The organism is Dactylosporangium fulvum, assembly GCF_025137375.1.
GTDB classification, from domain to species: Bacteria; Actinomycetota; Actinomycetes; order Mycobacteriales; family Micromonosporaceae; genus Dactylosporangium; species Dactylosporangium fulvum.
This window is the reverse complement of sequence record NZ_CP073720.1, coordinates 9116864-9141031: the sequence shown is the minus strand read 5'-3', so window position 1 is coordinate 9141031 and position 24168 is coordinate 9116864. Positions and strand designations below refer to the sequence as shown.

General features: G+C 73.0%; 22 protein-coding genes. 13 read left to right on the top strand and 9 right to left on the bottom strand.

Features of this window, described 5'->3' with window-relative positions:
• Positions 1–58 precede the first annotated feature (58 nt).
• Positions 59–1168, bottom strand: a complete 1110-nt coding sequence (locus Dfulv_RS42030) for an NAD(P)/FAD-dependent oxidoreductase (protein ID WP_259859397.1) — start codon at positions 1166–1168, stop codon at positions 59–61.
• Between the two features lie 66 nt (positions 1169–1234).
• On the opposite strand from Dfulv_RS42030, the gene Dfulv_RS42025 reads away from it, so the two are divergent.
• A complete protein-coding gene (locus Dfulv_RS42025) occupies positions 1235–2263 on the top strand; it encodes a bifunctional heptose 7-phosphate kinase/heptose 1-phosphate adenyltransferase (RefSeq protein WP_259859396.1) in 1029 nt (342 codons plus the stop codon).
• Between the two features lie 11 nt (positions 2264–2274).
• On the top strand, positions 2275–3372 hold the full coding sequence (locus tag Dfulv_RS42020; RefSeq protein ID WP_259859395.1) for a DUF5925 domain-containing protein: 1098 nt from the start codon (positions 2275–2277) through the stop codon (positions 3370–3372).
• A 10-nt stretch (positions 3373–3382) separates the two neighbouring features.
• Here the strand turns inward: Dfulv_RS42020 and Dfulv_RS42015 are convergent, their stop codons facing one another.
• A complete protein-coding gene (locus Dfulv_RS42015) occupies positions 3383–3763 on the bottom strand; it encodes a hypothetical protein (protein WP_259859394.1) in 381 nt (126 codons plus the stop codon).
• A 259-nt stretch (positions 3764–4022) separates the two neighbouring features.
• On the opposite strand from Dfulv_RS42015, the gene Dfulv_RS42010 reads away from it, so the two are divergent.
• From Dfulv_RS42010 to Dfulv_RS41995, 4 genes are read left to right on the top strand one after another with little or no spacing between them, the layout of a single operon-like run.
• On the top strand, positions 4023–6380 hold the full coding sequence (locus tag Dfulv_RS42010; protein ID WP_259859393.1) for a sensor histidine kinase: 2358 nt from the start codon (positions 4023–4025) through the stop codon (positions 6378–6380).
• Positions 6381–6800 carry a roadblock/LC7 domain-containing protein gene (locus Dfulv_RS42005; RefSeq protein WP_259859392.1) on the top strand — a complete coding sequence of 140 codons (420 nt, stop codon included), beginning with the start codon at positions 6381–6383 and terminating at the stop codon, positions 6798–6800. It begins immediately after the preceding gene.
• The gene (locus Dfulv_RS42000; protein ID WP_259859391.1) at positions 6790–7170 is read left to right on the top strand and encodes a DUF742 domain-containing protein; all 381 of its coding nucleotides are present in this window, start codon (positions 6790–6792) and stop codon (positions 7168–7170) included. The genes Dfulv_RS42005 and Dfulv_RS42000 overlap by 11 nt, the downstream gene beginning before the upstream one ends.
• Positions 7151–7729 (top strand): GTP-binding protein, encoded by a 579-nt coding sequence (locus tag Dfulv_RS41995; RefSeq protein WP_259859390.1) that lies wholly within the window; start codon positions 7151–7153, stop codon positions 7727–7729. Before Dfulv_RS42000 ends, Dfulv_RS41995 begins: the two co-directional genes overlap by 20 nt.
• Here Dfulv_RS41995 and Dfulv_RS41990 read toward each other — a convergent pair.
• Complete coding sequence (locus Dfulv_RS41990; protein WP_259859389.1) at positions 7664–9007, bottom strand: FAD/NAD(P)-binding protein; 1344 nt, start codon at positions 9005–9007, stop codon at positions 7664–7666. The genes Dfulv_RS41995 and Dfulv_RS41990 overlap by 66 nt on opposite strands.
• A gap of 144 nt (positions 9008–9151) precedes the next feature.
• On the opposite strand from Dfulv_RS41990, the gene Dfulv_RS41985 reads away from it, so the two are divergent.
• Positions 9152–10591, top strand: a complete 1440-nt coding sequence (locus Dfulv_RS41985; RefSeq protein WP_259859388.1) for an amino acid permease — start codon at positions 9152–9154, stop codon at positions 10589–10591.
• A gap of 73 nt (positions 10592–10664) precedes the next feature.
• Positions 10665–11090 (top strand): hypothetical protein, encoded by a 426-nt coding sequence (locus tag Dfulv_RS41980; RefSeq protein WP_259859387.1) that lies wholly within the window; start codon positions 10665–10667, stop codon positions 11088–11090.
• Positions 11091–11309: 219 nt separating this feature from the next.
• Here the strand turns inward: Dfulv_RS41980 and Dfulv_RS41975 are convergent, their stop codons facing one another.
• Positions 11310–11966 (bottom strand): hemerythrin domain-containing protein, encoded by a 657-nt coding sequence (locus Dfulv_RS41975; RefSeq protein WP_259859386.1) that lies wholly within the window; start codon positions 11964–11966, stop codon positions 11310–11312.
• A gap of 66 nt (positions 11967–12032) precedes the next feature.
• On the opposite strand from Dfulv_RS41975, the gene Dfulv_RS41970 reads away from it, so the two are divergent.
• Positions 12033–15356 (top strand): BTAD domain-containing putative transcriptional regulator, encoded by a 3324-nt coding sequence (locus Dfulv_RS41970; protein WP_259859385.1) that lies wholly within the window; start codon positions 12033–12035, stop codon positions 15354–15356.
• On the opposite strand, the gene Dfulv_RS41965 is transcribed toward Dfulv_RS41970, so the two are convergent.
• Positions 15277–16287: a hypothetical protein gene (locus Dfulv_RS41965; protein WP_259859384.1), complete on the bottom strand. Its 1011-nt coding sequence runs from the start codon at positions 16285–16287 to the stop codon at positions 15277–15279. The two genes, Dfulv_RS41970 and Dfulv_RS41965, sit on opposite strands and share 80 nt — an antisense overlap.
• Positions 16288–16363: 76 nt before the next feature.
• On the opposite strand from Dfulv_RS41965, the gene Dfulv_RS41960 reads away from it, so the two are divergent.
• Both Dfulv_RS41960 and Dfulv_RS41955 read left to right on the top strand, forming a co-directional pair.
• On the top strand, positions 16364–17020 hold the full coding sequence (locus Dfulv_RS41960) for a hypothetical protein (RefSeq protein ID WP_259859383.1): 657 nt from the start codon (positions 16364–16366) through the stop codon (positions 17018–17020).
• A gap of 25 nt (positions 17021–17045) precedes the next feature.
• Positions 17046–19145: an MMPL family transporter gene (locus tag Dfulv_RS41955; RefSeq protein ID WP_259859382.1), complete on the top strand. Its 2100-nt coding sequence runs from the start codon at positions 17046–17048 to the stop codon at positions 19143–19145.
• Between the two features lie 46 nt (positions 19146–19191).
• Here the strand turns inward: Dfulv_RS41955 and Dfulv_RS41950 are convergent, their stop codons facing one another.
• The 4 genes from Dfulv_RS41950 to Dfulv_RS41935 are packed head-to-tail and all read right to left on the bottom strand — an operon-like array spanning position 19192 to position 22327.
• Positions 19192–19929 (bottom strand): hypothetical protein, encoded by a 738-nt coding sequence (locus Dfulv_RS41950; protein WP_259859381.1) that lies wholly within the window; start codon positions 19927–19929, stop codon positions 19192–19194.
• On the bottom strand, positions 19926–20486 hold the full coding sequence (locus tag Dfulv_RS41945; protein WP_259859380.1) for an NADAR family protein: 561 nt from the start codon (positions 20484–20486) through the stop codon (positions 19926–19928). The genes Dfulv_RS41950 and Dfulv_RS41945 overlap by 4 nt, the downstream gene beginning before the upstream one ends.
• A 30-nt stretch (positions 20487–20516) precedes the next feature.
• A complete protein-coding gene (locus Dfulv_RS41940; protein WP_319805724.1) occupies positions 20517–21653 on the bottom strand; it encodes a sensor histidine kinase in 1137 nt (378 codons plus the stop codon).
• Between the two features lie 17 nt (positions 21654–21670).
• On the bottom strand, positions 21671–22327 hold the full coding sequence (locus Dfulv_RS41935; protein WP_259859379.1) for a response regulator transcription factor: 657 nt from the start codon (positions 22325–22327) through the stop codon (positions 21671–21673).
• 129 nt (positions 22328–22456) lie between these two features.
• Between Dfulv_RS41935 and Dfulv_RS41930 the strand changes: the two genes are divergently transcribed.
• Positions 22457–23002 (top strand): hypothetical protein, encoded by a 546-nt coding sequence (locus Dfulv_RS41930; RefSeq protein WP_259859378.1) that lies wholly within the window; start codon positions 22457–22459, stop codon positions 23000–23002.
• Between the two features lie 80 nt (positions 23003–23082).
• Positions 23083–24168 (top strand): peptidoglycan-binding protein, encoded by a 1086-nt coding sequence (locus Dfulv_RS41925; protein WP_259859377.1) that lies wholly within the window; start codon positions 23083–23085, stop codon positions 24166–24168.

The window sequence follows — 24168 nt, the reverse complement described above, 5'->3', positions numbered from 1 at the left end:
ACGTAGCGTTGATGCTACCTGCGAAAAGGGGCAAAACCTGGCTAAAGCCGCGGAGAGGTCAGCGCGGGGCGAGGGCGGACTTGCGGAGGCCGGGCACCTCGTACGGCTCGCCGAGCAGGATCGACGCTGCCAGGCGGGCCAGGGCCGGCGCGGTCTGGATGCCCGTACCGCCCTGGCCGGCGAACCAGAAGAAGCCCTCCTGCTTCGGGTCCGGCCCTACCACCGGGTTGCGGTCCGCCGTGAACGTGCGCAGCCCGGCCCAGCTGGTGCGCACCGGGCCGAGGTCGAGCGTCGTCACCTCGCGGACGCGCTCCACCGCCAGCGCCACCGCGTCGGGCGACGCCACCGCGTCGGCCGGCGGTGACGGGGTCTCGTCGGCGGGAGACACCAGCAGGCCGCCGCTCGTAGGGCGGAAGTAGAAGCGGTCGCCGACGTCCAGCACGAATGGCCAGGCCGGCGGCACGCCGGCGGCGTTGACGATCGCGACCGTCCGCCGCAGCGGGGTCAGGCCGGCGGGTGGCACGCCGAGCCGGCCGGCGACCGCGTCGGCCCAGGCGCCGGCCGCGTTGACGACCAGGCCGGCGTGCAGGTCGCCGCGGTCGGTGGTGAGCCGCCAGCCGTCGGCGCCCCGCTCGCCGGACTCGAGGCCGATCGCGGTGCGCAAGGTGACGCCGGCCGTGGCGGCCCGGGTGCGGTACAGCTGCTGCAGTGCCTCGATGTCCACGTCCTGCGCGGTGCGCTCCACGGCGGCGCGGGCGACGGCGGCCGTGCGCAGGGCCGGGCAGAGCGTCCGGGCGCCGTCCCGGTCGGCGGCCCGCAGCGCCGGGTTGGCGGTCAGCAGGGTGTTGAGGGCGTCGAGCTGGTCCTCGCGCGCGACCCAGACGAGCGGCCGGGTCCGCAGCAACGGCCGGCCGGACTCGGCACCCAGTGCGTCGAGGATCGTGCGCGACGCGCGGGTCAGGGCACGGACCTCCCGGGTGCCGTAGCTCTCCAGCAGCGCGGCGGCCGACCGGCCGGTGGTGTGGTAGCCGAACTGGTTCTCCCGCTCGAGCACCAGGACGTGCAACGGCGGCCGGGTGCCGCCTGAGCGCTCCACCAACCGGCCGTCCAGTTCGGCGAGTTCCGCGGCGAGGGAGAGGCCGGCCATCCCACCGCCGATGATCGCCACGTCTACGTGTTCGATCAGCCAATTGTCGCAGGGCATGATTCGCGCGGGGCCGGGTACGCGCGTGCGGTGAGGTCCCCAAGTAATTTCTCCGAACTCGCCGCGGCCTGGCGTGACGCTTCCGTGCTCGTCGTCGGCGACGCCCTGCTCGACGGCTGGCTCGCCGGCACACCGACCCGCCTGAGCCGCGAGGCGCCGATCCCCGTGGTCGCGCTCGACGTCACCCGGGAGGTGTGTGGTGGCGCCGCCAACACCGCCGCCAACTTCGCCGCGCTCGGTGCCCGTACGACGCTCGTGGGCGCCGTCGGCGACGACGACGACGGTGCCCGGCTGCGCACCTGCGTCTGGGACAGTGGCGTCGCCGACCGGCTGGTCACCGCCGTGGGCCGCCGCACCGTCACCAAGCGCCGCGTGGTCGCCGAGGAACACGTGCTCGTCCGCTTCGACGACGGCGACACCGGGCCGCTGCCGCCGCCGGCCGCCGAGTCGGTCGTGCGCCGCCTCGACGAGGCCCTCGGCGAGCGGCCGGACGCGGTGGTCGTCTGCGACCACGGCATCGGCACCCTCGGTCCGGCGGTCCGCGCCGTGCTCGCCGCGCGCCGGCTCGGCCTGCCGCTGCTCACCGTCGACGCGCACAACCTCGCACCGTGGGCGCCGATCGGCCCCGACCTGGTGACGCCGAGCTACGCCGAGGCGTGCCGCGTCCTCGGCGAGGCGGCCCCGGTCGCCGTGGACGAGGACCGCATCGGCGCGATCGGCGCGGCCCGCGGGCTGCTGCTGCGGCACACCGGAGCGGCGATCGTCGCGGTGACGCTCGACGCCGAGGGCTCGGTCGTGATGACGCAAAACGGCGCGACCGCGCACACCTCGGCGGCACCGGCCCGGCGCAGTCACGCGGCGGGTGCCGGCGGGGCGTACGCGGCCGGGTTCGTGCTCGCCCGCCTGGCCGGCGCGGACATCGCCGAGTCGGCCGGTGTCGCGCAGCGCTGCGCCTCGATGGCGATCCGCGGCACGGGCACCGCCGTGTGCCCGCCGTTGCTGGTGAGAACTTCCGAGACCACCGGGAAAATTGGTGTACTGGAAGGAGAACCCGCCTGATCCTGGAGGGTATGAGTCACGTCGATCCGACCACCGCCCTCCCCGTCGCCTCCTGGGTCGACGACGGCGACAGCGTCCTCGACGTGCTCGACGTCCTGGCGCTGTCGGCCTTCGTCAGCGGCCAGCAGCCGCACGCCCGCACGAAGCGCCTGACCAACCTGCGCAAGGACGCGACACTGCTGCCGGCCGGCTCGACCGTGCTCCGCGAGGCCGTCGACGACCAGGACCGCGCCACGCTCGCGGCCGGCGACGGCTGGACACTGCGCGCGACCCGCTGGCACCACAGCCGCAACGGCTCGGTGACGGTCACCGCCGTCGACCCCGAGCTGGCCGAGCGCATCCTGGAGTCCGCCGTCGCCGGGGCCGAGGAGCCGCCGCCGCAGTCCGGCGAGTCGGTCGAGATCGGGTTCTGGCACTCCGGCCAGCACGGCCCGCGCCGCAGGTCGCGCCAGATCACCGCCCAGCCGTGGGCCGAGATCCGGGGCAACTACGCCGCCAAGACCGCCGAGGCCCTCGACCGGCTGATCGCGACGACCGCGGACCGGGTCGGCGGCCGGCTCCTGCTGCTGCACGGGCCGCCCGGCACCGGCAAGACCACACTGCTGCGCACGATCGCGCGGGAGTGGCACGGCTGGTGCCAGGTCGACTGCGTGCTCGACCCGGAGCGACTGTTCCGTGACCCGGCGTACCTCATGGACACCGCGCTCGGCGTCGACAGCGACGACGACGGCCCGCGCCGGTGGCGGCTGTTGCTGCTGGAGGACTGTGACGAGCTGATCCGCGGCGAGGCCAAGCAGGAGAGCGGGCAGGCGCTGTCCCGCCTGCTCAACCTGACCGACGGGCTGCTCGGTCAGGGCCGCGACGTGCTGGTCGCGATCACCACCAACGAGGACCTGGCCCGGCTGCACCCGGCGGTGGTCCGCCCCGGCCGGTGCCTGGCCCAGCTGCACGTGGCGCCGCTGCCGTTCGACGAAGCCGCGGCCTGGCTCGGCACCGCGGCGGGCATCGGCCCGGACGGCGCGACGCTGGCCGAGTTGTACGAGTTGCGCGACGGCGGCGGCCGGGTGGCCGTCCAGGACGACCCGCCGAAGGTCGGCCTCTACCTGTAGGTGCCCGGCCTCAGCCCGGCGTCACCTCGGCGTGCGGTCCGTCCGCGGCGCAGCGCACGACCACGCGCACCAGCTTGCTGTCGGCCTTGAACGTCACCCGGGACTCGGGTGCCGGGCCGTGGGTGGCGTCCTCCACGCGGAACCCGGTCGCCGGGCTCAACCAGTCGACCCATACCAGCCCGGAGTCACAGCGGGCCACCACGCTGCCGCCCGGCGTGGTCAGCACCCGCGGCGCGCGCGACGGGGACACGGACGGCGAGGCGCTGGCGGCCACCTGCGCGGGTTCGCGGACCGTGGACGACATCAGCCCCGACCGGAAATCCGCGGCCTTGCTGATCCCCAGCACGCTCAGGGCCGCCGTGCACATCGTCCAGGCGCCGATCGCGAACATCCACCGTCCACCACGCATGGCGGGCGCCCTGCCCAGATCAAGTGGCCCGCACACCGGGCCGCGGGGGAGATCGCGGAGGAGCCCGGATTGGGACGCCGAGCACCTCGTTGATGGCTTCGCGGCCCGGCTGTCCGTATCATGCCCCGGAGATATTGCCCCCAGTGCGACGAATACCGTGTTCCCGCAGCACAAAGCATCACCGATAGTGCAAAAACCGCAGCGATACCCCCTCCTGTCAAGCGACCCCATCGAGGACCGCATGAAGAGCCGCTCGTGGAGAATCCGCACGTGGTCGATCCGCGCGAAGATCATCACCTTGCTGTTACCGCCGCTCGCCTCGCTCGTGGTGATGTGGATCTTCGCGACGAGCCTCACCGCCGGTGCCGCGTTAGAGCTTTTCAAGAGCCAGACGTACTACGAACTGACCGGCAGGCCGTCCGAGTCGGTCATCGTCGAGCTGCAGCGTGAGCGCAAGCTTTCGCTGGTCTACATCGCTACCGGGCGCGTCGAGGGCCAGCCGGCGACCACGGCCGTGACCGAGCAGCGCAAGAAGACGGACCAGGTGATCGCCGACTTCCGCACCCGGGCCGAGAGGGACGACCTGCAGGACTCCCTGTCCGAGCGCGCCCGCGGCCGGCTGCGCGAGGTGCTGACCGCGTTCGACGCGCTTACCAGCGGACGGTCCGGCATCACGCTCGGGCAGGTCGACCGGACCCGCGCCATGGACCTGTACGCGGCGCCGATCGACGCGATGTACCGGTGGTACAGCGCGCTGCCCGGCATCAACCACGCCGAGCTGACCCGCTACGCGACGGCGAATATCGCGACCAGCCATGCCCGGGAGCTGTTCGCCCGTGAGGACGCGCTGATCAACGGCGCGGCCGCGGCGGGCAAGTTCATCAAGGCGGAGAGCGCCGATCTGATCGCGATGATCGGCGCCAAGCGCAGCGCCTACGCCGGAGCCGCCGAGGACCTGCCGGCGGCCGGCCGCAAGATCTGGGACAACATCGTCGCCGGCGACGCCTACAAGCGCGTTCAGGATCTCGAGGACCGGATCTTCGCCGAAGCGAGGGCCAACGCGCCGCTGCCGATCGACATCGCCGTCTGGCGTGATGCCTACGACAAGCTCGCCGAGCAACTGCGCGCCTTCGACCTGGAGTTCGGCGAGCAGATCATCACCGAGGCCGAGCCGGTCGCCGTCGGCATCATGCTGCGGCTGGCCGCCGCCGCGGTGCTCGGCCTGCTCGCGGTCGCGGTGTCGATCGTCCTGTCGGTGCGCATCGGCCGCTCGCTCATCCGGCGCCTGACCAAGCTGCGCCAGGACGCGCAGGGCCTCGCCGACGTGCGGCTGCCCGAGCTGGTCGGCCGGCTGCGCCACGGCGAGGAGCTCGACGTGGTCGCCGCGGCGCCGCCCCTGGAGTACGGCACGGACGAGATCGGCAAGGTGGGCAACGCCTTCAGCGCCGTCCAGCGCACCGCCGTGGAGTCCGCCGCGCACGAGGCCCAGCTGCGGCGCGGCCTCAACGAGGTCTTCCTCAACATCGCCCGGCGCAGCCAGACGCTGCTGCACCGGCAGCTCGCGCTGCTCGACCGCATGGAGCGGCGCACCACCGACCCGGAGGAGCTGGAAGACCTCTTCCGCGTCGACCACCTCGCCACCCGCATGCGCCGCCACGCGGAAGACCTGGTCATCCTGGCCGGCGCGGCGCCCGGCCGCGGCTGGCGCAACCCGGTGCCGATGGTCGACGTGGTCCGCGGCGCGGTCTCCGAGGTCGAGGACTACGCGCGGGTCGGGTTCCTGGCGCTGCCGGAGGCGTCGCTGGTCGGCCGCGCCGTCGCCGACGTCATCCACCTGCTCGCCGAGATCATCGAGAACGCCACCTCCTATTCGCCGCCGCACACCCGGGTGCAGATCAGCGGTCAGCTGGTCCCCAACGGCTACGCGATCGAGATCGAGGACCGCGGCCTGGGCATGGCGCCGGAGGCGATCGAGGAGGCCAACCAGCGGCTGCTGCACCCGCCGGACTTCGACCCGGCCAACAGCGCCCGGCTGGGGTTGTTCGTCGTGGCGCTGCTCGCCGCCCGGCATGGCGTGCGGGTGACGCTGCGGTCGTCGGCCTACGGCGGTGTGACGGCGGTCGTGCTCATCCCGCCGCACCTCATCGCCGGTGCGCCGCCGGAGCTGACCGCCCCGACCGCGGCCGAGCAGCAGACGGCCGCCGTCGAGGCCGTGCTCGAGCTGGCCGCCGCCGACGTGGTGCGGCCGACGATCGAGGACGTGGGCCCGCCGCCGCAGCTGACGATAAGGCCGCAGGCGGTGGAGGTACAGGAGGTACCGTTGCCGCCACCACCGCGGCCGGGGGAGCTCGACCTCACGGCCGACGGGCTGCCCAGGCGGCGGCGGCAGGCGAACCTCGCACCGCAGTTGCGCGAGCGCTCCGACGACGAGCTCACCATCGACGGCGTCCCGGCCGCACAGTTCGCGACCACGGGCGTCGGCGGCCGATCGCCCGAGCAGACACGGGCGATGATGTCGTCGCTGCAGGCCGGTTTCACGCGCGGGCGTCGTGACGCCGCGCAGGCCGACGATCAATCCACTCCGGAAAGGGACGCATAGGTGACGCACTCGACGAGCCGTACCGGCAAGCTCGACTGGCTCCTCGACGACCTCGTCGAGCGGGTGGAGTCGGCCCAGCACGCCGTCGTGCTCTCCGCCGACGGGCTACTCATGGGCGCGTCCAACGGCCTCGGCCGCGACGACGCCGAACACCTCGCGGCCGTGGCCTCCGGATTCCAGAGCCTGGCCCGCAGCGCCGGACGGCAGTTCAACGGCGGATCGGTACGCCAGACGATCGTGGAGATGGACGATGCGTTCCTGTTCGTCACCGCCGCCGGGCAGGGTGCGTGTCTGGCGGTACTCAGCGCCGCCGACTCCGACATCGGGGTCATCGCCTACGAGATGGCGATGCTGGTGACGAGGGTCGGGCAGTACCTCACCGCACCGTCGCGAACGGGCGCCCCCACCGATGTCGGGTGACCACGACTGGCTGGACTCCGAGGCCGGCCCGGTGGTGCGTCCGTATGCGGTGACGGGCGGCCGGGCCAGGCCGGCGGTCGGCGCCTTCGACCTCGTCGCCTTCGTGGTGAGCCGGGCCGACGGGGTCGGCGAGGTGCACCTGGTGCCCGAGCAGCGGGCGATCCTTGCCCGCGCCCGCGAGCCGGTCTCGGTCGCCGAGCTCGCCTCCCATCTCGATCTCGCGCTCGGCGTTGTGCGCGTCCTGCTGGGCGATCTGCTCCAGCAGGGGCTCATCGAGATGCACGAACCGGAGTACGAACAATCCGTCGGGCCGCTGCGGCCCGACGATCGCATCCTCAAGGCGGTTGTCAATGGTCTCCGAGCGCTCTGACGGCCCGATCCCCCTCGCGGTGAAGATCCTCGTCGCGGGCGGGTTCGGCGTCGGCAAGACCACGCTGGTCAGCGCGGTGAGCGAGATCCGTCCCCTCCAGACGGAGGAGGTGCTCACCAACGTCGGGCGCGACATCGACGACGTCAACGGCGTGGAGAGCAAGCGGACCACGACGGTCGCCATGGATTTCGGCCGGATCAGCATCAACGACGACATCGTGCTGTACCTCTTCGGCACCCCGGGCCAGGACCGCTTCTGGTTCCTGTGGGACGAGCTGGCGCTGGGCGCGCTCGGTGCGGTCGTGCTGGCGGACACCCGCCGGTTGACCGACTGCTTCCCGTCGGTCGACTACTTCGAGCGGCGCAAGACGCCCTTCCTCGTCGCGGTGAACTGCTTCGACGGCGTCCAGAAGCACAGCGCGGACGCGATCGCGAAGGCGCTGGACCTCGACACGGATGTGCCGGTCGTGCTGTGCGACGCCCGTGACCGCCGTTCAGTCAAGGACGTGCTGATCGCGCTGGTCGAGCACGTGATGACGCTCAAGCGCGTGCCTGCGTAGCGCCGCCGCCTGCGCCCGGATCTCCGGCACCGCGGTCGTCTCCCACCAGGCGCCGCGCCGGGTCGGCCCGACCGCGAACAGGTGCTCGACCGGCTCGCCGGAGCGGTCGATCAGCCGGCCGAGGCCGTCGACGTCGAGGCCGATGCCCGTGGCGTCGCGGCGGGCCAGGCCGTCGTCGAGCAGTGCCCGGCCGAGCGTCGAGGTGGTGGCGCCGCCGGGGCCGGTGCAGTTGACGATCGCGCCCACCTGCCGGCTCTCGAGCGTGCCGCGGCCGCGGAGCGTGACGACGAACCCGCGCTCACCGCGGCGGATCGTCTGGATCGCCGCCGCCCGGGTCTGCAGCGCGCCGCTGGACAGCAGCGCCCCGACCCGGCCCGCCACCTCGGGCGCCATGCGGTGGCGGTGCACCTCCCAGTATGCCGCCAAGTGCCGCAGGAACCGCTGCCGCGCGTCGACGGACAACTGCCACCACAGCCGGTCGATCTGCGGCCGGATGGCGTCCACGGCGGCGCGCCAGTCCGGCTGCGTCGCCGCGTACACCCGCACGGCCCGCAGCAGCCCGCTCGCGTCGGTGCCGTCGTAGGTGAAGCCGCCGGTGGCGGCCGGCTGCCGGGTGAGGTGCGGCTGGGGGAGCAGCCCGCGGCGGGAGACGGCGAGCAGCGGGGCGCGCCGGCCGCGGCCGCTGAGCGTCAGCGCGACGTCGAGCGCGGTGAGCCCGGTGCCGATCAGCAGGACCGGGACGTCACCCGGCACGCGGTCGAGCGCGCCCGGGCTCCACGGGTTTCCCACATAGTAGGGGTGGGTCCGCACCGCGGAGGTGATCGCGAGCGGCCCGGCCGGAGCGCCGTGGCCGAGGGCCAGCACCACCCGGTCGGCGGCGATCGCCGACCCGCCGCGCAGCACGACGGCCCCGCCCGGCGTGATCCGCACGGCGACGCCCCGGACGTGGGTGAACGCCACCCGGTTCAGGCGATCGTGCAGGTAGTCGCCGAACGACCGGCGCGGCGCGAAGTCCGCCGGCCCGACCGGAAGGCCCTGCTCGCGGCACCAGTGCACAAAGTCGTCAGGTGCGTCGGCCAGCGCACTCATGGCCGCGGCGCGCGAGTTCAGCAGGTGTGCCGGATCGTCGGTCCGGTAGGCGGCACCCCGCCCCAGGGCCTCGCGCGACGCCGGATCGACGACGATGACGCGCTGCGCCGGATCCTCACCCAGGTGGATCGCGGCCAGCGCGCCGCTACACCCGCCGCCCACCACGACCGTGGCCTCTGTGCGCCCCATCGTCCACCTCAACCAGTCTCAAAATCATATTTAAGAGATAGGTTTTATCGTACTAGCTGAGGTGGCCGACGTGTAAGCGCGCGCCACCCCGGGCATGTCGTCGGTATGTCCTCGCTCTTCCGGACCAAGTCGATCGAGCAGTCCATGCGTGACACGGACGAGCCCGGCCGGCGGCTGAGCAAGAACCTGTCCGCGCTGGACCTCACCGTTTTCGGCGTCGGTGTGATCATCGGTACCGGCATCTTCGTGCTCACCGGCCAGCAGGCCGCCCGCAACGCCGGGCCGGCGATCGTGCTGTCGTTCGCGCTGGCCGGGGTCGTCTGTGCGCTGGCCGCGCTGTGCTACGCGGAGTTCGCCTCGACCGTGCCGGTGGCCGGCTCGGCGTACACCTTCTCCTACGCCACGCTCGGCCAGTTCGTCGCGTGGATCATCGGCTGGGACCTCTGTCTCGAGCTGGCGCTCGGTGCGGCGGTGGTGTCGCGGGGCTGGTCGGCGTACCTCCAGGACCTGCTCAACCTGCCGGCCTGGCTCGCCGGGGACAAGGCGGTCCCGGACTGGGGCGCGATGTTCGTCGTCGCGGCCCTGACGGTCGTCGGCATCCTGGGTGCGAAGCTCTCCGGCCGGGTGACCGGCGCGCTGGTCGTCGTCAAGGTGGCCGTCGTGCTGTTTGTCATCGGCTTCGGGTTGTTCTTCATCAAGGCCGTCAACTACCAGCCGTTCATTCCGCCGGCCGAGGCCGCCGAGCGGCAGTCCGGCGCCGACGCGCCGCTGCTGCAGATCCTCGCCGGTGTCACCCCGCAGCACTTCGGCTGGTTCGGCGTCGTCGCCGCCGCGTCGATCGTCTTCTTCGCCTACATCGGCTTCGACGTCGTGGCCACCACGGCGGAGGAGACCCGCAAGCCGCAGCGCGACGTGCCGTGGGGCATCATCGGCTCGCTGATCATCTGCGCGGTGCTCTACATGGCCACGTCGTTCGTGGTGACCGGCATGGTGAAGTACACCGACCTCGACACCGCCGCCCCGCTGGCGAAGGCGTTCAACGTGATCGGCCAGGGCTGGGCCGCCGACCTCATCTCACTCGGCGCGGTCTGCGGGATCACGTCGGTCATCCTGGTGCTCCTGCTCGGCCAGTCGCGGGTGTCGTTCGCGATGGCCCGCGACGGTCTGCTGCCGCCCGTCCTCGCCAGGGTCCACCCGCGGTTCGGCACACCCTGGGTCATGAGCACGATCACCGGCGTCATCGTCGCCGTGCTGGCCGGGTTCGTGCCGCTGTCCGAGCTGTCGGAGCTGACGAGCATCGGCACGCTGTTCGCGTTTGTCGTCGTGTCGCTCGGCGTGGTGGTCCTGCGCCGGACGCGGCCCGACCTGCCCCGGGCGTTCCGGGTGCCGGGCGTGCCGTGGCTGCCGCTGGCGAGCGTGCTGGCCAGCCTGTGGCTGATGCTCAACCTGCCCGTGGTGACCTGGGCGCGGTTCCTGATCTGGATGGTGATCGGCCTGGTGCTCTATTTCGTGTACGGGATGCGCCGCGCCACCCTCGCCGACCCCCGATCGGACACCCCGTCGACGCCGGCGCCCAAGGCGTAGACGGTCGTCTTACTGGCTGGTCGGCCGCGTACCGGGTGGCAATCGGTTCGACGCTGCTGGAAAGGTGACAGACATGAGTGACTTCGGCCTGCAGTCCGACGGTTATGATCTTGACCTGGACCCCAGCGACCTGGCCGACCCCGACGCCGTCTTCGGCGTCGGGGGCGTGTCGGCCGGCTTCGGCACCGCCGACACGGGTGATCTCGACCCCTCGGTCTCCTCCGGCGACCCGCTGGCGGGCGACCTCACGACGGCCGGCTACGACAGCGACGGCGACGGCACGGTGGACGTCCTGCTGGCGGACGAGAATCACGACGGCCTGACGGACGTGGCGATGTGGGACACCAACGGCGACGGCCTGGTGGACCGGGTGGCGTATGACAACAATCACGACGGCAAAATCGACCTGATCTACCACGACGACAACTTCGACGGCGAGGTCGACCGGATCGAGTCCACCGACGGCACCACGGACGTCCCCGGCTACACCTCCAACTGAGGCCGTTTCGCGCTGGCCGCACCCCGGGCCTCGTCGGCCCCGTGGCGGTGTCGCTCCGGCGGTGCCGAAGATCCGGGTCAGCTCTTCGTGCCGGTCCGGTCCCCGCTCCGCGATCTCGCCCGGCACGCTCTCCGACTTGTCTGATAAATACCGACAAGTCGGAGCTTCGCGGCCGGGAATCCTGCAACTGAGAGGGCCCCTGGGCCGTTCCGGACCTGGTCAGTGTGTGCGGAGCTTGCGCATCTGTTTGGCGTAGGAGCGCTTGCCGACCAGATGCCACAGCAGGCGGGCCGGAGCCGGGACGTGGCTCAGGAACCGGGCCTTCTCGTCCGGGGTCGCGTCCTCCAGCAAGGCTCCCAGCACGAACAGCTGCCTGTTCTTCGGGGTCTTGGACCTGGCGTGCTCGCTCAGCGCCTGCCACTCTGCCACCGTGATGTGCTCCGTCACCAGCGGTAGCACCTTCGACTCCTCCTCGTCCAGGTGGACCAGGAGGTCCTCGCGGTGGCGTGTCAACGCCTCGGCCAGCGCGTCGCGCGCACCGGCGTCGGCGGTCGGCTCCCACCCGGCCAGGCGCCGCTCGACCAGGTCCAGGCCTGCCGAGACCGTCTCGTGCTGCTGCTCCATCCGCAGCACCAGCTCGGCGTCCAGGTCCACCCTGGCCAGCAGCTTCGGCCAGAGCAGCTCGTCCTCGGCGGTGTGGTGCTGGTGCAGGCCGCCGACGTATTCGCGCAGCATGCCGGCCAGCTCGCGGGCACGCTCGACATCGCCGGGGCGGACCGCCCGGATCAGTTCCGGCAGCCAGCGGGACTCACGGCGGAAGATACGGTGGACGACGATCATCTCCTGGACCCAGGGGCGTTCGACGGTGGTGGTCATATCGGGGAGCTCCTCAAAACGCGAAAAATGACCGGCACACCGTCGCCGGACTGTCTTGGAGCGGTCTTGGAACGGGTTAGCATGGCCCGCGCCATGTTGATGCGGGTGCTCGGCCCCTTCGCGGTCGACGTCGACACCGGCGGTGCGGTCGACCTCGGCGGCCCCCGCCAGCGAGCCGTGCTCGCCCTGCTGCTGACCGCCCGCGGTGAGGTCGTCTCGGTCGACCGGATGATCGACGACCTGTGGCGCGGGGAAGCGCCGCCCCGGGCGATCGCCTCCCTGCAGGCGTATGTCTCCAATCTGCGCCGCCTCCTCGAGCCCGGCCGCGAGCGCCGCGCACCGGCCCGGCTGCTGGTCAGCGCGCCGCCCGGCTACGCACTCCGGCTGCCCGTAGAGGCCGTCGACGCCCGGCGGTTCGAGGCGCTGCTCGCCGACGCCCGCGCGGTCAGCGACACCGACCCGGGCCGAGCCCGCCTGCTGCTGCGCGGCGCGCTGGAGCTGTGGCGCGGCAACGCGTACGCCGAGTTCGCCGAGGAGCCCTGGGCCCAGCCCGAGGTGGCCCGGCTGGAGGAGCTGCGGCTCGTCGCGCGGGAGCTGCTCCTCGACACGGATCTGCGGACCGGACGTGCCGACGAGGCGGTGCCGGAGGCGGAGGTACTGACCAGGCAGGCACCCCTGCGCGAGGAGAGCTGGCGGCTGCTGGCACTGGCGCTGTGGAGCACCGGCCGCCAGGCCGACGCGCTGGCGGCGTTGCGCCGGGCACGCGCGATCCTCGCCGAGGAGCTGGGCCTGGACCCGGGGCCGGCGCTGGTGGAGCTGGAAGCGGCGATCCTCGGCCAGAAGGTGGACCTCCTGCCCGCACGGAAGGAGGCGGCGCCGAAGATCGAGCAGACGGAGCGGGCGCCGAAGCCCGAGGAGCTGTTCGTCGGACGGCAGGCCGAGCTCGCCACCCTCGTCGAGACCGCGACCGTGGCCGCCGCCGCAGGGCCGCGGATCGTGCTGCTCACCGGGGAGGCGGGCGTCGGCAAGACGAGCGTCCTGGCCCGTTACCGGCAGGAGCTGACCGACCGCGGCTGGCTGGTCGCCGTCGGCCGCTGCCCCGAGGTCGAGGGCGCCCCGCCCGCCTGGGCCTGGGTCGAGGCCCTCCGTCAGCTCGCCGCGGAGGTGCCGCCCGGCGACCTGGCCCCGGCCCTCGCCCCGCTGCTCGACGACGCCGACGGCGTGCCCGAGGCCGACGTCGCCGCTGGACGGTTCCGGCTCCACCGCGCCGTTGTCGCGTGGCTGCGCGCCGCGGCGGCCCGCCGCCCCGTCGCCGTGGTCATCGACGACCTGCACGCCGCCGACGCCGAGACGCTGCTCCTGCTCACCGGTGCCGCCGAGCTCACCGACGCGGCGGTGCTGCTCGTCGCGGCGTTCCGGCCCGCCGACAACCGGGAGCGGCTCGCCGAGACGATGGCCGCTCTGGCGCGGCGTTCACCACAGCGCGTACACCTCGATGGACTGCAGGCGGCGGACGTCGAGCGGCTCGTCGGCGCGTTCGCCCGAACGGCCGTCGACCGGGACACCGTCGCCGCGCTGGCCGAGCGCACCGGCGGCAATCCGTTCTACGTCCGCGAGTCGGCGCAGCTGCTCGCGTCGGAGGGTGCGCTGGTGGCCACGTCGGAGGTGCCCGAAGGGGTCCGTGACGTGCTGCGCCGGCGGCTGTCCCGGCTGCCGCAGCCGGCGGTCGCGGTGCTGCGCCTCGCCGCCGTGGTCGGGCGGGAGGCCGACGTCGAGACCCTGGTCGAGGCCGCCGACACCGACGAGGGCGCGGTGCTCGACGCGCTGGAGGCCGGACTGATCGCCGGGCTGCTCACCGAGCCGGCACCGGGCCGCGTGCGGTTCGTGCACGGGCTGGTGCGCGACACGATGTACACCGACCTGTCGCAGCTGCGCCGCAGCCGTATGCACGCCCGGGTCGCCGCCTGCACCCGCCGGCTGCGCCCGGACGACTACTCGGCGCTGGCCCATCACTACGCCCGGGCCGCGTCCTCCGACACCGCCACGCTCGCCGTCGACTACGCCGTCCGCGCCGCGGAGCTGGCCGAGCGGCGCTACGCCTACGACGCCGCGATCGAGCTGCTGACCGGCGCCGCCGGCGCCGCCGACGCCGTGCCCGGGGACCGCGACGCGCTGCGCGTCGACCTGCTCGGCCGGCTGCTGCGGGCCCAGGCCCGGGCCGGTGCGGTGGGCGCCGCCCGCGACACCAGGGCCCGCGCGGTCGACGTCGCCGTCGCGTCCGGCCGCGAGGAGCTGCTGGTGGCGGCCCTGACCGCGTGGAAGGTCCCGACACCGTGGCAGATCCGGCAGTACGGCGTGGTCGACCATCGGATGGTCGACCTCATCACCCGGCTGCTGCGCAAGGACGACCTGGACCCGGTGGACCGGTGCCGGCTGCTGGAGTCGCTCGTCAACGAGCTCGACGGCGACGACGACCCGCGCGGGCCCGCGGCCGGGCTGGAGGCGCTGGCCATCTCCCGCGGGCTCGACGATCCCGCGCTGCGCGCGCTCGGCCTGGCCTCCCGGCTGCGCACCATGCGCTTCGACCGGGAGGCGCCGCAGCGCCGCGAGCTGGGGCTGGAGCTGCGGGACCTCGCCGACCGGCACCACCTCGTCGCCTACCACTGGCTGGCCGAGCAGGTGCTCGGCAACTGTGCCGCCGCGCTGAACGAGCCCGGCGAGATGGCGGCCAGCGTGGCGCGGCAGTGGACGATCGCCAGTTCGTACCACCTCCACGAGCCCCTGGCGATCAACCTCGGCGCGCAGGCCGCCCTCGCGCACATCGCCGGCGACTTCGCGGCGGCGCACCGCGGCTACGACGAGATGCTGGACCAGATGCGGCGGCAGGGCTCGCTGCATGCCGAGGGGTTCCGCTACCTCGCCACCGCGAGCCTGCTGATCAGCCGACACCGGTTCGCCGAGCACCTGGAGCCGACCCGGTCGGTGCGGCAGGCCCTCGGCCCGATCGCCGACGACGCGCTGGCGCTGGCGCTGGCCGAGAGCGGCCTGCTCGACGAGGCGCGGACGGTGCCGATCGGCGTGCACCCCGTGCGTCCGGACTACTTCGAGTCGGCCTTCCACACGGTGCGGGCCCTGGCCGTCGTCGCGCTGGGCCGCACCGACCTGGCGCAGGCCGCCGTCGACGCGCTGCTGCCGGTGCGGGAACAGCTCGCCGGCTTCTCGAGCACCGCGATCGTGATGCGGCCGGTGGCGCTGACGCTCGGCGAACTGTTCCGCCTGCAGGGCCGCCCCGACGAGGCGGCCCGGCACTTCACGCTCGCGGCCGAGGTGGCGCGGCGGTGGGGTGCTCCGCGGTGGCTGGCGGAGGCGAGGTCCGCGCTCGCCGGCTGAGCGCGCACCACACCACGAGGGCCGCGGCGCCGGCGAGGAAGCCGAGGTTGCCGAGCCAGCGGACCGGATCGTCCGGCTCGACCATCGAGGTGAGCACAAAACCGAGCCAGCCGTACGTGAACAGTGCCCCGCAGGCGAGCGCCGTCACGTGCCGGTCGGTCCAGTGCGCCCGGCGCGCCGCCGCACTGATCACGACCGCCGCGGCGATCACGAGCGCCACGCCGAACGCGAAGCCCACCCAGGTCTCCGGCCCGGCGACGAAGACCGACGACACCACGAAGGCGAGCACGCCGGTGAGCCACGGCCGCGGCACCCGGCCCGGGCCGGTGGCGGGCCGCGGGCGCCGGACCAGGAACGCCGCGCCGACGAGGACCACCGCCGTGACCGCGGCGCCGGTGAACTGGCCCGGCGAGGCCATGAAGCCCTCGCTGTCCCGGAGGTCGGTGAAGATGATGCGGCAGCCGAAGAGGTACAGCAGGACGGTCAGCGCCAGGCCGGTCCAGCCCAGCCACGGGGTGCGCCGCCGCGCGGGGGTCAGGTGCTCCACGATGACGATCGGGATGCCGATGCTCCACACCACGTGCCCGACGATGAACCCGAAGCTGCTGCCCACGCTGATGCCCAGCGCCGGAACGAATGTCGTCGCCTGGAAGTCGTGGCTCTCGAAGGTGGGGTTGAACAGCGACTGGTCGACGATCCCCGCCTCGATGACACCGTAGGCGGCCGCGAGCAACAGGATCGTCGGCCAGCCCCGGCCGGTGCGCCGGACGATCTCGCGGATCAGCAGCGCCCCGCCGCCGTACATCGGGACGAGGAACGGGATCGAGGGCAGCAGCCGGACGGTGACGTTGCCCAGCAGGTACTCCCCGACGAGTGGGGCGAGGAACAGCAGCCCGAACACCGGTGCGGCCTTGCGGAAGATTTTCCCCATGCCCTCAGTGCAGCCGACGTGCGGACCGCTCCCAATCGCCGAAGGTCTTCGCCCGATGCCTTCTAAAGTCGTATCCGTGTGGGGGTGGGTGGCCGGGGCGGCGCTGGTGCTCGGCGGGCTGGCGTTCGGCGTCGACTTCCTCGACCCGCCGTGGTCCGCGCTCGGGCTGCTGCTGTCGAGCAGCGGCTTCGCCTGGGGCTGTGCCGCCCTCGTCGCCGGGTTCGCGGCCGACCGGCGCGGCCGGTCGATCGGCGCCGCGGTCGCGGTCCTGGCGATCGCCACCGTCGTCTACTACGGCCTGATCGCCGTCGACGGCTCGCGGTGGGAGGGCGCCACCCTGGAGGACGGCAGTTCGGCCACCGCCGCGGGTCTTGTCCACGTCGCCCGGGCCACACTGTTCTGGCTCGCCGCCTCGGCGGTCGGCGGCGCGCTGCTGGGCTGGCTGGGCCACACGATCCGCCGGGGCGGGGACCGAGCCGCCGCGGTGGCGGCGGGCTGCGCGCTCGCGCTGCTGGCCGGACAGGGCGCGGTTGTGGTGCTGCGGGCCGGGCCGGTCACCGGGTGGTGGTTCGCGCAGGCGCTGGCCCAGGTCGTCGGGGCCGCCGCGGTGACGGCCGCTCTGCTCGGCCGGCGCGACACTCCGCGCTGGTGGTCGTTCGCGGCGGCGGGCCTGCTCTGCGGTGCGGTCGCGGTGCCCGCCTGGTCCGTCGTTAGTGGACTCCAAGTCGGCTGAAAGCAGCTCGCGGCACCTTGGCGGCATGTCTCGATTCCTCGGCCGGCTCGGTGGAGCGGCCGCTGCCCATCCTTGGCGCACGATCGGCGCGTGGCTGATCGTGCTCGTCGCGCTGACCGCGCTGTCGACCGGCTTCGGCGGCACGCCGCACGACGACTACAACGTCCCCGGCACCGAGTCGCAGGCCGGCACCGAGTTCCTGCGGGAGCACTTCCCGCAGATGTCCGGCGCCGACGCGCGGGTCGTCGTGCACGCCGGGCAGCCGCTCGACCCGGCCGCGCTGGAGGCGTTGCGGGGCCGCCTCTCCGGTCTGCCCGGCGCTGCGATTGTCTCGCCGCCGCGGATGTCGGACGACGGCGACACCGCGATCGTCACGGTGCAGTACGACATCCCGGTCACCGACTTCCAGGGCTCCGAGGGCGTCGACGCGCTGCGCGCCGCCGCCGCGCCGCTGGTGCGGGAGGGGATCCAGGTCGAGCTCGGCGGCCAGGTCGCCGAGAACATGACCGCGCCGAGCGGCACCGCCGAGGCCGTCGGCATCGTGGTGGCGCTGCTGATCCTGGTGTTCGCGCTCGGCTCGGTCGTCGCGGCCGGCCTGCCGCTCGTCGTGGCGATCGCCGGGCTCGGCGTGGCCACGGCGCTGATCGCCGTGCTGGAGCGGGTCACCGACATCAGCGGCACCGCGCCGACGATCGCCACCATGGTCGGCCTCGGCGTCGGCATCGACTACGCGCTGCTGCTCGTCGCCCGCCACGTGGAGGGCCTGCGTGACGGGCTGTCGCCCCGCGAGGCGGCCGTCGCGGCCAACGCCACGGCCGGTGCGTCGGTCATCGTGGCCGGCCTGACGGTCCTGGTGTCGCTGTTCGGCCTGAAACTGTCGACGCTGCCGGTCTACTCCTCGTTCGGGTACGCGACCTTCGCCGCCGTCGGCGCGGTCATGCTCGCCGCGGTGACCCTGGTGCCCGCGCTGTGCGGCCTGTTCGGCCGGCGGGTGCTCCCGCGCAGGGCCCGCAAGGCGGCCGCCGCGCCGTCGCGGCCCAGGTTCACCGCCCGCTGGGCCACGCGGGTCGGCCGGCGGCCGGTGATCGCGGCCGTCGTCTCCTCCGTCGTGCTGATCGGCCTGGCCGCGCCGATGCTCGGCATGCGGACCTGGCCCCAGGACGCCGGGAGCCAGCCCACGTCGAACACGAGCCGGCAGGCGTACGACCTGATCTCCGCCGAGTTCGGCCCCGGTGCCAACGGCCCGCTGGTCCTCGCGGTCGACCTCACCAAGGGTGTGGTGCTCGACGACCTCGTCGCGCGGCTGCGCGCCACGCCGGGCGTCGCCGCGGTCGCCCCGCCGTCGGTCAACGGCACCGCGGCCGTCGTCGTGGTGGAGCCGGCCACCGGCCCGCAGGACGAGCGCACCGCGGAACTGCTCGACCACCTGCGCGCTTCGGTCGTGCCCGACGGGGTGCTGGTGACCGGCCTGGTCGCCACGTTCGCCGACATCTCCGACCGGCTCGCGTCCCGGCTGTGGATCGTGGTCGCGTTTGTGGTGGCGTTGTCGTTGCTGCTGCTGACGGTGCTGTTCCGGGCGCCGGTCGTGGCGGTGAAGGCGGCGGTCATGAACCTGCTGTCGGTCGCGGCGGCCTACGGCGTGATGACCGTCGTGTTCCAGACCGACCCGGGTGCGCGGGCGGTCGGCCTGCCGCACGCGGTGCCGGTGTCGAGCTGGGTGCCGATCCTGCTGTTCACCGTCCTGTTCGGTCTGTCGATGGACTACGAGGTGTTCCTGCTGTCCCGGGTCCGCGAGGACTGGCTGGCCACCGGCGACGCCCAGGGCAGCGTGACCCGCGGCCTGTCCGCGACCGGCCGGGTCATCAGCAGCGCGGCGGCCATCATGGTGGCGGTGTTCGTCGGCTTCGCCCTGGACCCGGACGTGACGGTGAAGATGACCGGCGTGGGCATGGCGGTGGCGGTGTTCATCGACGCGACGGTCGTCCGGCTGGTGCTGGTCCCCGCGACGATGGCCCTGCTGGGCAAGGCGAACTGGTGGCTGCCGGGCTGGCTGGACCGCCTGCTGCCGCACGTCGAGGTCGAGCGGCACGAGGCCCCGCGGCGCACGCTGGAGCCGGTGAGCTGAGCCGGGCGTCGGGGCCGTCGCGCCGCGGCGGCCCCTCCGCCCGGGGTCAGCGCAGGCCCAGCGTGGCGAGGACGCGGCGGACGGCGTCGGCGGCGGGGCGCAGGATCGCCGCGTGGACCCACTTCACCGGCGGGACGACCAGCGTGCGCCACGTCCAGGAGACCGGGATGACCACGAGGTAGCGCCACAGCAGGACGACCGAGTGGTTCCACGCCCAGGCCACCGCCATCCCGATCGGGACCACGATCCAGCGCCAGATCCAGGCGATCGTCAGGCCGATCGGGCGCAGCAGGAAGCGGTACAGGCCGACGCCGATCGGTGTCAGCACGTAGCGGTACAGGAACTGCAGCGTCCAGATCACCGCGCCGGCCGCCGTCACCAGGACCCGGCCCAGGAAACGCCAGAACGGCAACGTCCAGCGCAGGAACGCGACCAGGCCGTTCCACAGCGCGGTCAGCAGCGGCACCAGGACATGCTTGCCCAGCCAGGCCAGCGGGCGCCAGAAGACGTGGACGACGAGCCAGCGGATCGGCACCCAGATGACGTAGTAGAGCGCGTACGCGACGGGGCGCAGGATCCACTGGTAGACGAACCAGGCGACGGGCTTCAGCCCGTACCGCCACAGGAAGCGGCTGACGGCGACCAGGCCGTCCCAGGCCAGCTTGAACGGCACGACCACGATGACCGCGATCACCCGGATCGGCCAGGCCAGCCACGCCGGAAGCGGCTCCGGCTCGTTCACGCGGGTGGCCACCCGCCCGCGCCGCTGCGGACGCCCGGTCATGACGCCACCAGGGCGGCGCGCACCCGCATCAGGGCGAAGCCGAGCAGGTTGTCCCCCTGCCAGCGGGCCGGCTGGCCGGCCCGCTCGTCGTCCGCGGCCAGGCCGATGCCCCAGACCCGGTCGAGCGGGCTCGCCTCGACGAGGATCCGGTCGCCGGTGCCGATCAGGAACGCGCGCAGGTCGGGGTGCTGGCCGAACTTCGCGAGGTTGCCCTCGGCGACGACGTCGAACCGCTCCCGCTCCCAGGTCGCCTCGTCGAAGCGGGGGATCGTGCGGCCCAGCGTCTTCGCCTCGTTCGGGTGCGAAACGGTCAGGATCCGGCCGGCCACGTCGTCGGCGCCGAAGAGCCGCGCCTTGCGCCACATCATGTAGTGCTCGGCGGACGGGAACCCGACACCGTCCACGGTGAACTCCACCGGCCACCACTGGCTCAGGCAGCTTGCGCCGATCGTCCCGTCGGGGCGCGGACGATGGCCCCAGAAATGGAGGTACTTCACGCGGGTGCCCGACTCGATGAGCCGGATCAGTTCCGCGGTCGACATGGGCGGCGCGAGCATTCCCCGAGTCTGCCGCACCGGGGCAAGCCGCTATGTCGGGTATTCACTGCTGGGTGCCGCCGTGGGAAGGATCACTGTGACGATGAGCCCGCCGCCGTCGCGGGGGTCGGCCTGCACGACACCGCCGTGTGCGGTCGCGACCGCCCGGACGATGGACAGCCCGAGCCCCGCGCCCGGGGCGGTGGCGCGTTCGACGCCGAGCCGCCGGAACGGTTCGAAGAGATTCGGCAGTTCGTACCTCGGGACGACCGGCCCGGTGTTGGCGACGGTCACGAAGACGGTGCCGTCGGGGCGGGTGCCGCTCGCGGCGCTGACCCGGCCGCCGGTCGGGAGGTTGTGCCGGATCCCGTTCTCGACCAGGTTGTGCACGAGCCGCTCGAGGAGGACCGCGTTGCCGGTCGTCGGCGCCTCCCGGGCGTCGACGGTCAGCTCGACCCCGTCGTGCGGCGCCTGGCCGGCGACGTGCGCGACGACGTCGGCCAGGTCGACGTAGGACCGGTCGGTCACGGTGCGCTCCGAGCGGGCCAGCAGCAGGAGCCCCTCGATGAGCCGCTCGTGCCGGTCGTTGACGGCCAGCAGCGTGCGTCCCAGCTGCACCAGCTCGGGCGAGGCCGTCGCCGGGTCGATCGTGACCTCCAGCAGCGTCCGGTTCAGCGTCAGCGGCGTGCGCAGCTCGTGCGAGGCGTTGGCGATGAAGCGTCGTTGGGAGTCGAACGACTTGTCGAGCCGGCCGAGCATGATGTCGAACGTGTCGGCGAGCTCCTTCACCTCGTCGTGCGGCCCGGCGAGCGCGATCCGCTCGTGCAGGCCCCGGTCCGGCGCGTTGGCGATCCGCCGCGCGGTCTCGGTGACCCGGTGCAGCGGCTGGAGCAGGCGCCCGACGATCAGCCAGCTGAAGGCGAGCGCGGCGGCGAGAACCACGGCGAGCGCGATGCCACCCTGGGTGAGGAAGGCCTTGAGCGCGTCGTTGGTGGCGTCACCCCGGATCTCCTGGACGTACCGCTGCCCGGCGGCCGCGTCCGGGAAGGGAGCCGCCTCGAGCTTGGCGATCACCATGTTGCCGTTGAGCCGCTGGTACGCCAGCAGGTGTGTGATGCCCAGGATCATCAGGCCGGCGATGAGCACCAGCACCCCGTATACCAGGGTCAGCCGGGTCCGGATGGTCATCCTGCTCAGCAACGGTTTCATGCGATGCGGTACCCCACTCCCGGCTCGGTCAGCACCACCGGCGGGTCGCCCAGCTTGCGGCGCAGCTTCAGGATCGTCATGCGGACGGTGTGCGTGAACGGGTCGGCGTTCTCGTCCCACGCCTTCTCCAGCAGTTGCTCGGCGGAGACGGCCGCGCCGTCGGCGCGCAGCAGTTCGGCGAGGACGGCGAACTCCTTGCGGGACAGCGGCACGTACCGCCCGTCGCGGAAGACCTCCCGGCGGTGCGGGTCGAGCCGGATGCCGGAGCGCTCCAGCACCGGCGGCGCGGCCGGGCGGGCCCGGCGGCCGAGCGCCGTCACGCGCGCGGCCAGTTCGCGGAACGCGAACGGCTTCGGCAGGTAGTCGTCGGCGCCCAGCGCCAGCCCGGCGACCCGGTCGTCGATGTCGGCGGCGGCGGTGAGCATCAGCACCCGCACCGGCGACTCCCGCCGGGCCAGTTCCCGGCACACGTCGTCGCCGTGCACGACCGGCAGGTCCCGGTCCAGCACGACGACGTCGTAGTCGTTGACGTCGAGCCGCTCCAGCGCGGCGGCGCCGTCGTGGACCACGTCCACGGCATGCGCGTCGCGCCGTAGCCCCTGCGCCACCGTCTCGGCGAGCAGCGGCTCGTCCTCGACCACCAGAATCCGCATGTCCTCCATGGTCCCGCGCCGCGGCGTCACTTCCGCGTCAACGTTTCCGGTTACGGCCGGGTGACACGCTCGCGGCTTGACTGCCGGTGACGGCCGGCGACCGCCCGGCCGTCACCAGGAGGAGACATCATGCGCATCAGGACTGCGATGGTCGCCGGCCTGCTGCTCGTCCTCGCCGGCGCCGGGTGCGCCCGGGGCGCCGGTCAGGACGGCGGCGTGGCGACGGCCAGCGGCACGGCGAGGCCCAGCACGAGCGCTGCCGGCGGCGCCACCCGCGATTTCAAGCGCGACCAGGAGAACTTCCTGCAGTACGCGAAGTGCATGCGCGAGCACGGCGTGCCGATGGACGACCCGCAGATGGACGGCGGCGGGGTCGTGATGAAGGTCCCGGACGGAAGCGACAATCCGAAGGTCGACGAGGCGAACAAGGAGTGCAAGCAGTTCCTGCCCAACGGCGGCGAGCCGATGAAGGCCGACCCCGAGGCGCAGGAGCAGATGCGCAAGTTCAGCCAGTGCATGCGGGAGAACGGCGTGCCGAACTTCCCCGACCCGGGCGAGGACGGCGGCATCCAGTTCAACAGCGACACGCTCGGCGTGGACCCGCAGGGCGAGACGTTCAAGAAGGCCGAGGAGGCCTGCAAGCAGTACGGACCGAAGCGCCGGGGCGACGCATGAGCGGTCCGGAGCGCAGCGGAGGGGCCGCTCATCATGAGCACAGCTTGGAGCTCAGGCCCCCGGAGCGCAGCGGAGGGGGCATGAGCGGTCCGGAGCGTAGCGGAGGCCGTAGGCGGCGGGGCCGGGCCGGCAAGGTCGCCGTCGCCGTGGCCGCGGTGGCCGCGGTCGGTGCGGCGGCCGCTGCCGGGCTCGGGCTGCCGGGCAGCAGCAGCGATGCGCAGACCCGCTCGCAGACGCCGCCGAAGACGGCGAAGGTCACCAAGCAGACCCTGGTGGACACGCAGACCGAGGAGGGCGAACTCGGCCACGGCGACACGAAGACCGTCGCGGGCAAGCTCCCCGGCACGGTCACCGAGCTGCCGGCCGCCGGTGCGACCGTCCAGCGTGGACAGTCGATCTACCGGGTCGACGACAGGCCGGTGATTTTGCTGTACGGCACGCTGCCGGCCTACCGGACGCTCGCGCCGGGGGTGGAGGGCGCCGACGTCAGGCAGTTCGAGCAGAATCTCGCCGCGCTCGGCTACACCGGCTTCACGGTCGACGACGAGTACACCTCGTCGACCGCCACGGCCGTGCGGAAATGGCAGGGCGACCTCGGCCTGACGAAGACCGGCACGGTGGAGCTCGGCCGGGTGGTCTACGCGTCCGGGGCGGTGCGCGTCGACGAGCAGAAGGCCGCGGTCGGCGACCCCGCGAGTGCCGCCCTGCTCTCCTACACCGGCATCGCGCCCGTCGTCACTGCCGAGCTCGACGTGGCCGACCAGCGGCTCGCCAAGACCGGCACCGCGGTCACCGTGAAGCTGCCCGACGGCAAGCCGGTCCCCGCGAAGATCAGCCAGGTCGAGCTGGTCATCAAGCCGGCGCAGGGCAACAACCCGGCGGAGACCAAGGTCCGGGTCACCGTCGCGCCCGACGATCCGCAGGCGTTCGCCGGGCTCGACCAGGTCACCGCCGACGTGGTGTTCGCCGCCGAGCGCAAGGAGAACGTGCTCGCCGTGCCGGTGGCGGCGCTGCTGGCCCTCGCCGAGGGCGGGTACGGGCTGCAGGTCGTCGACGGCACGACCACCCGCATCGTCGCGGTCGAGACGGGCATGTTCGCGGCCGGCAAGGTCGAGGTGACCGGCGACGGGATCACCGACGGCACCGTGGTCGGGATGCCCTCATGA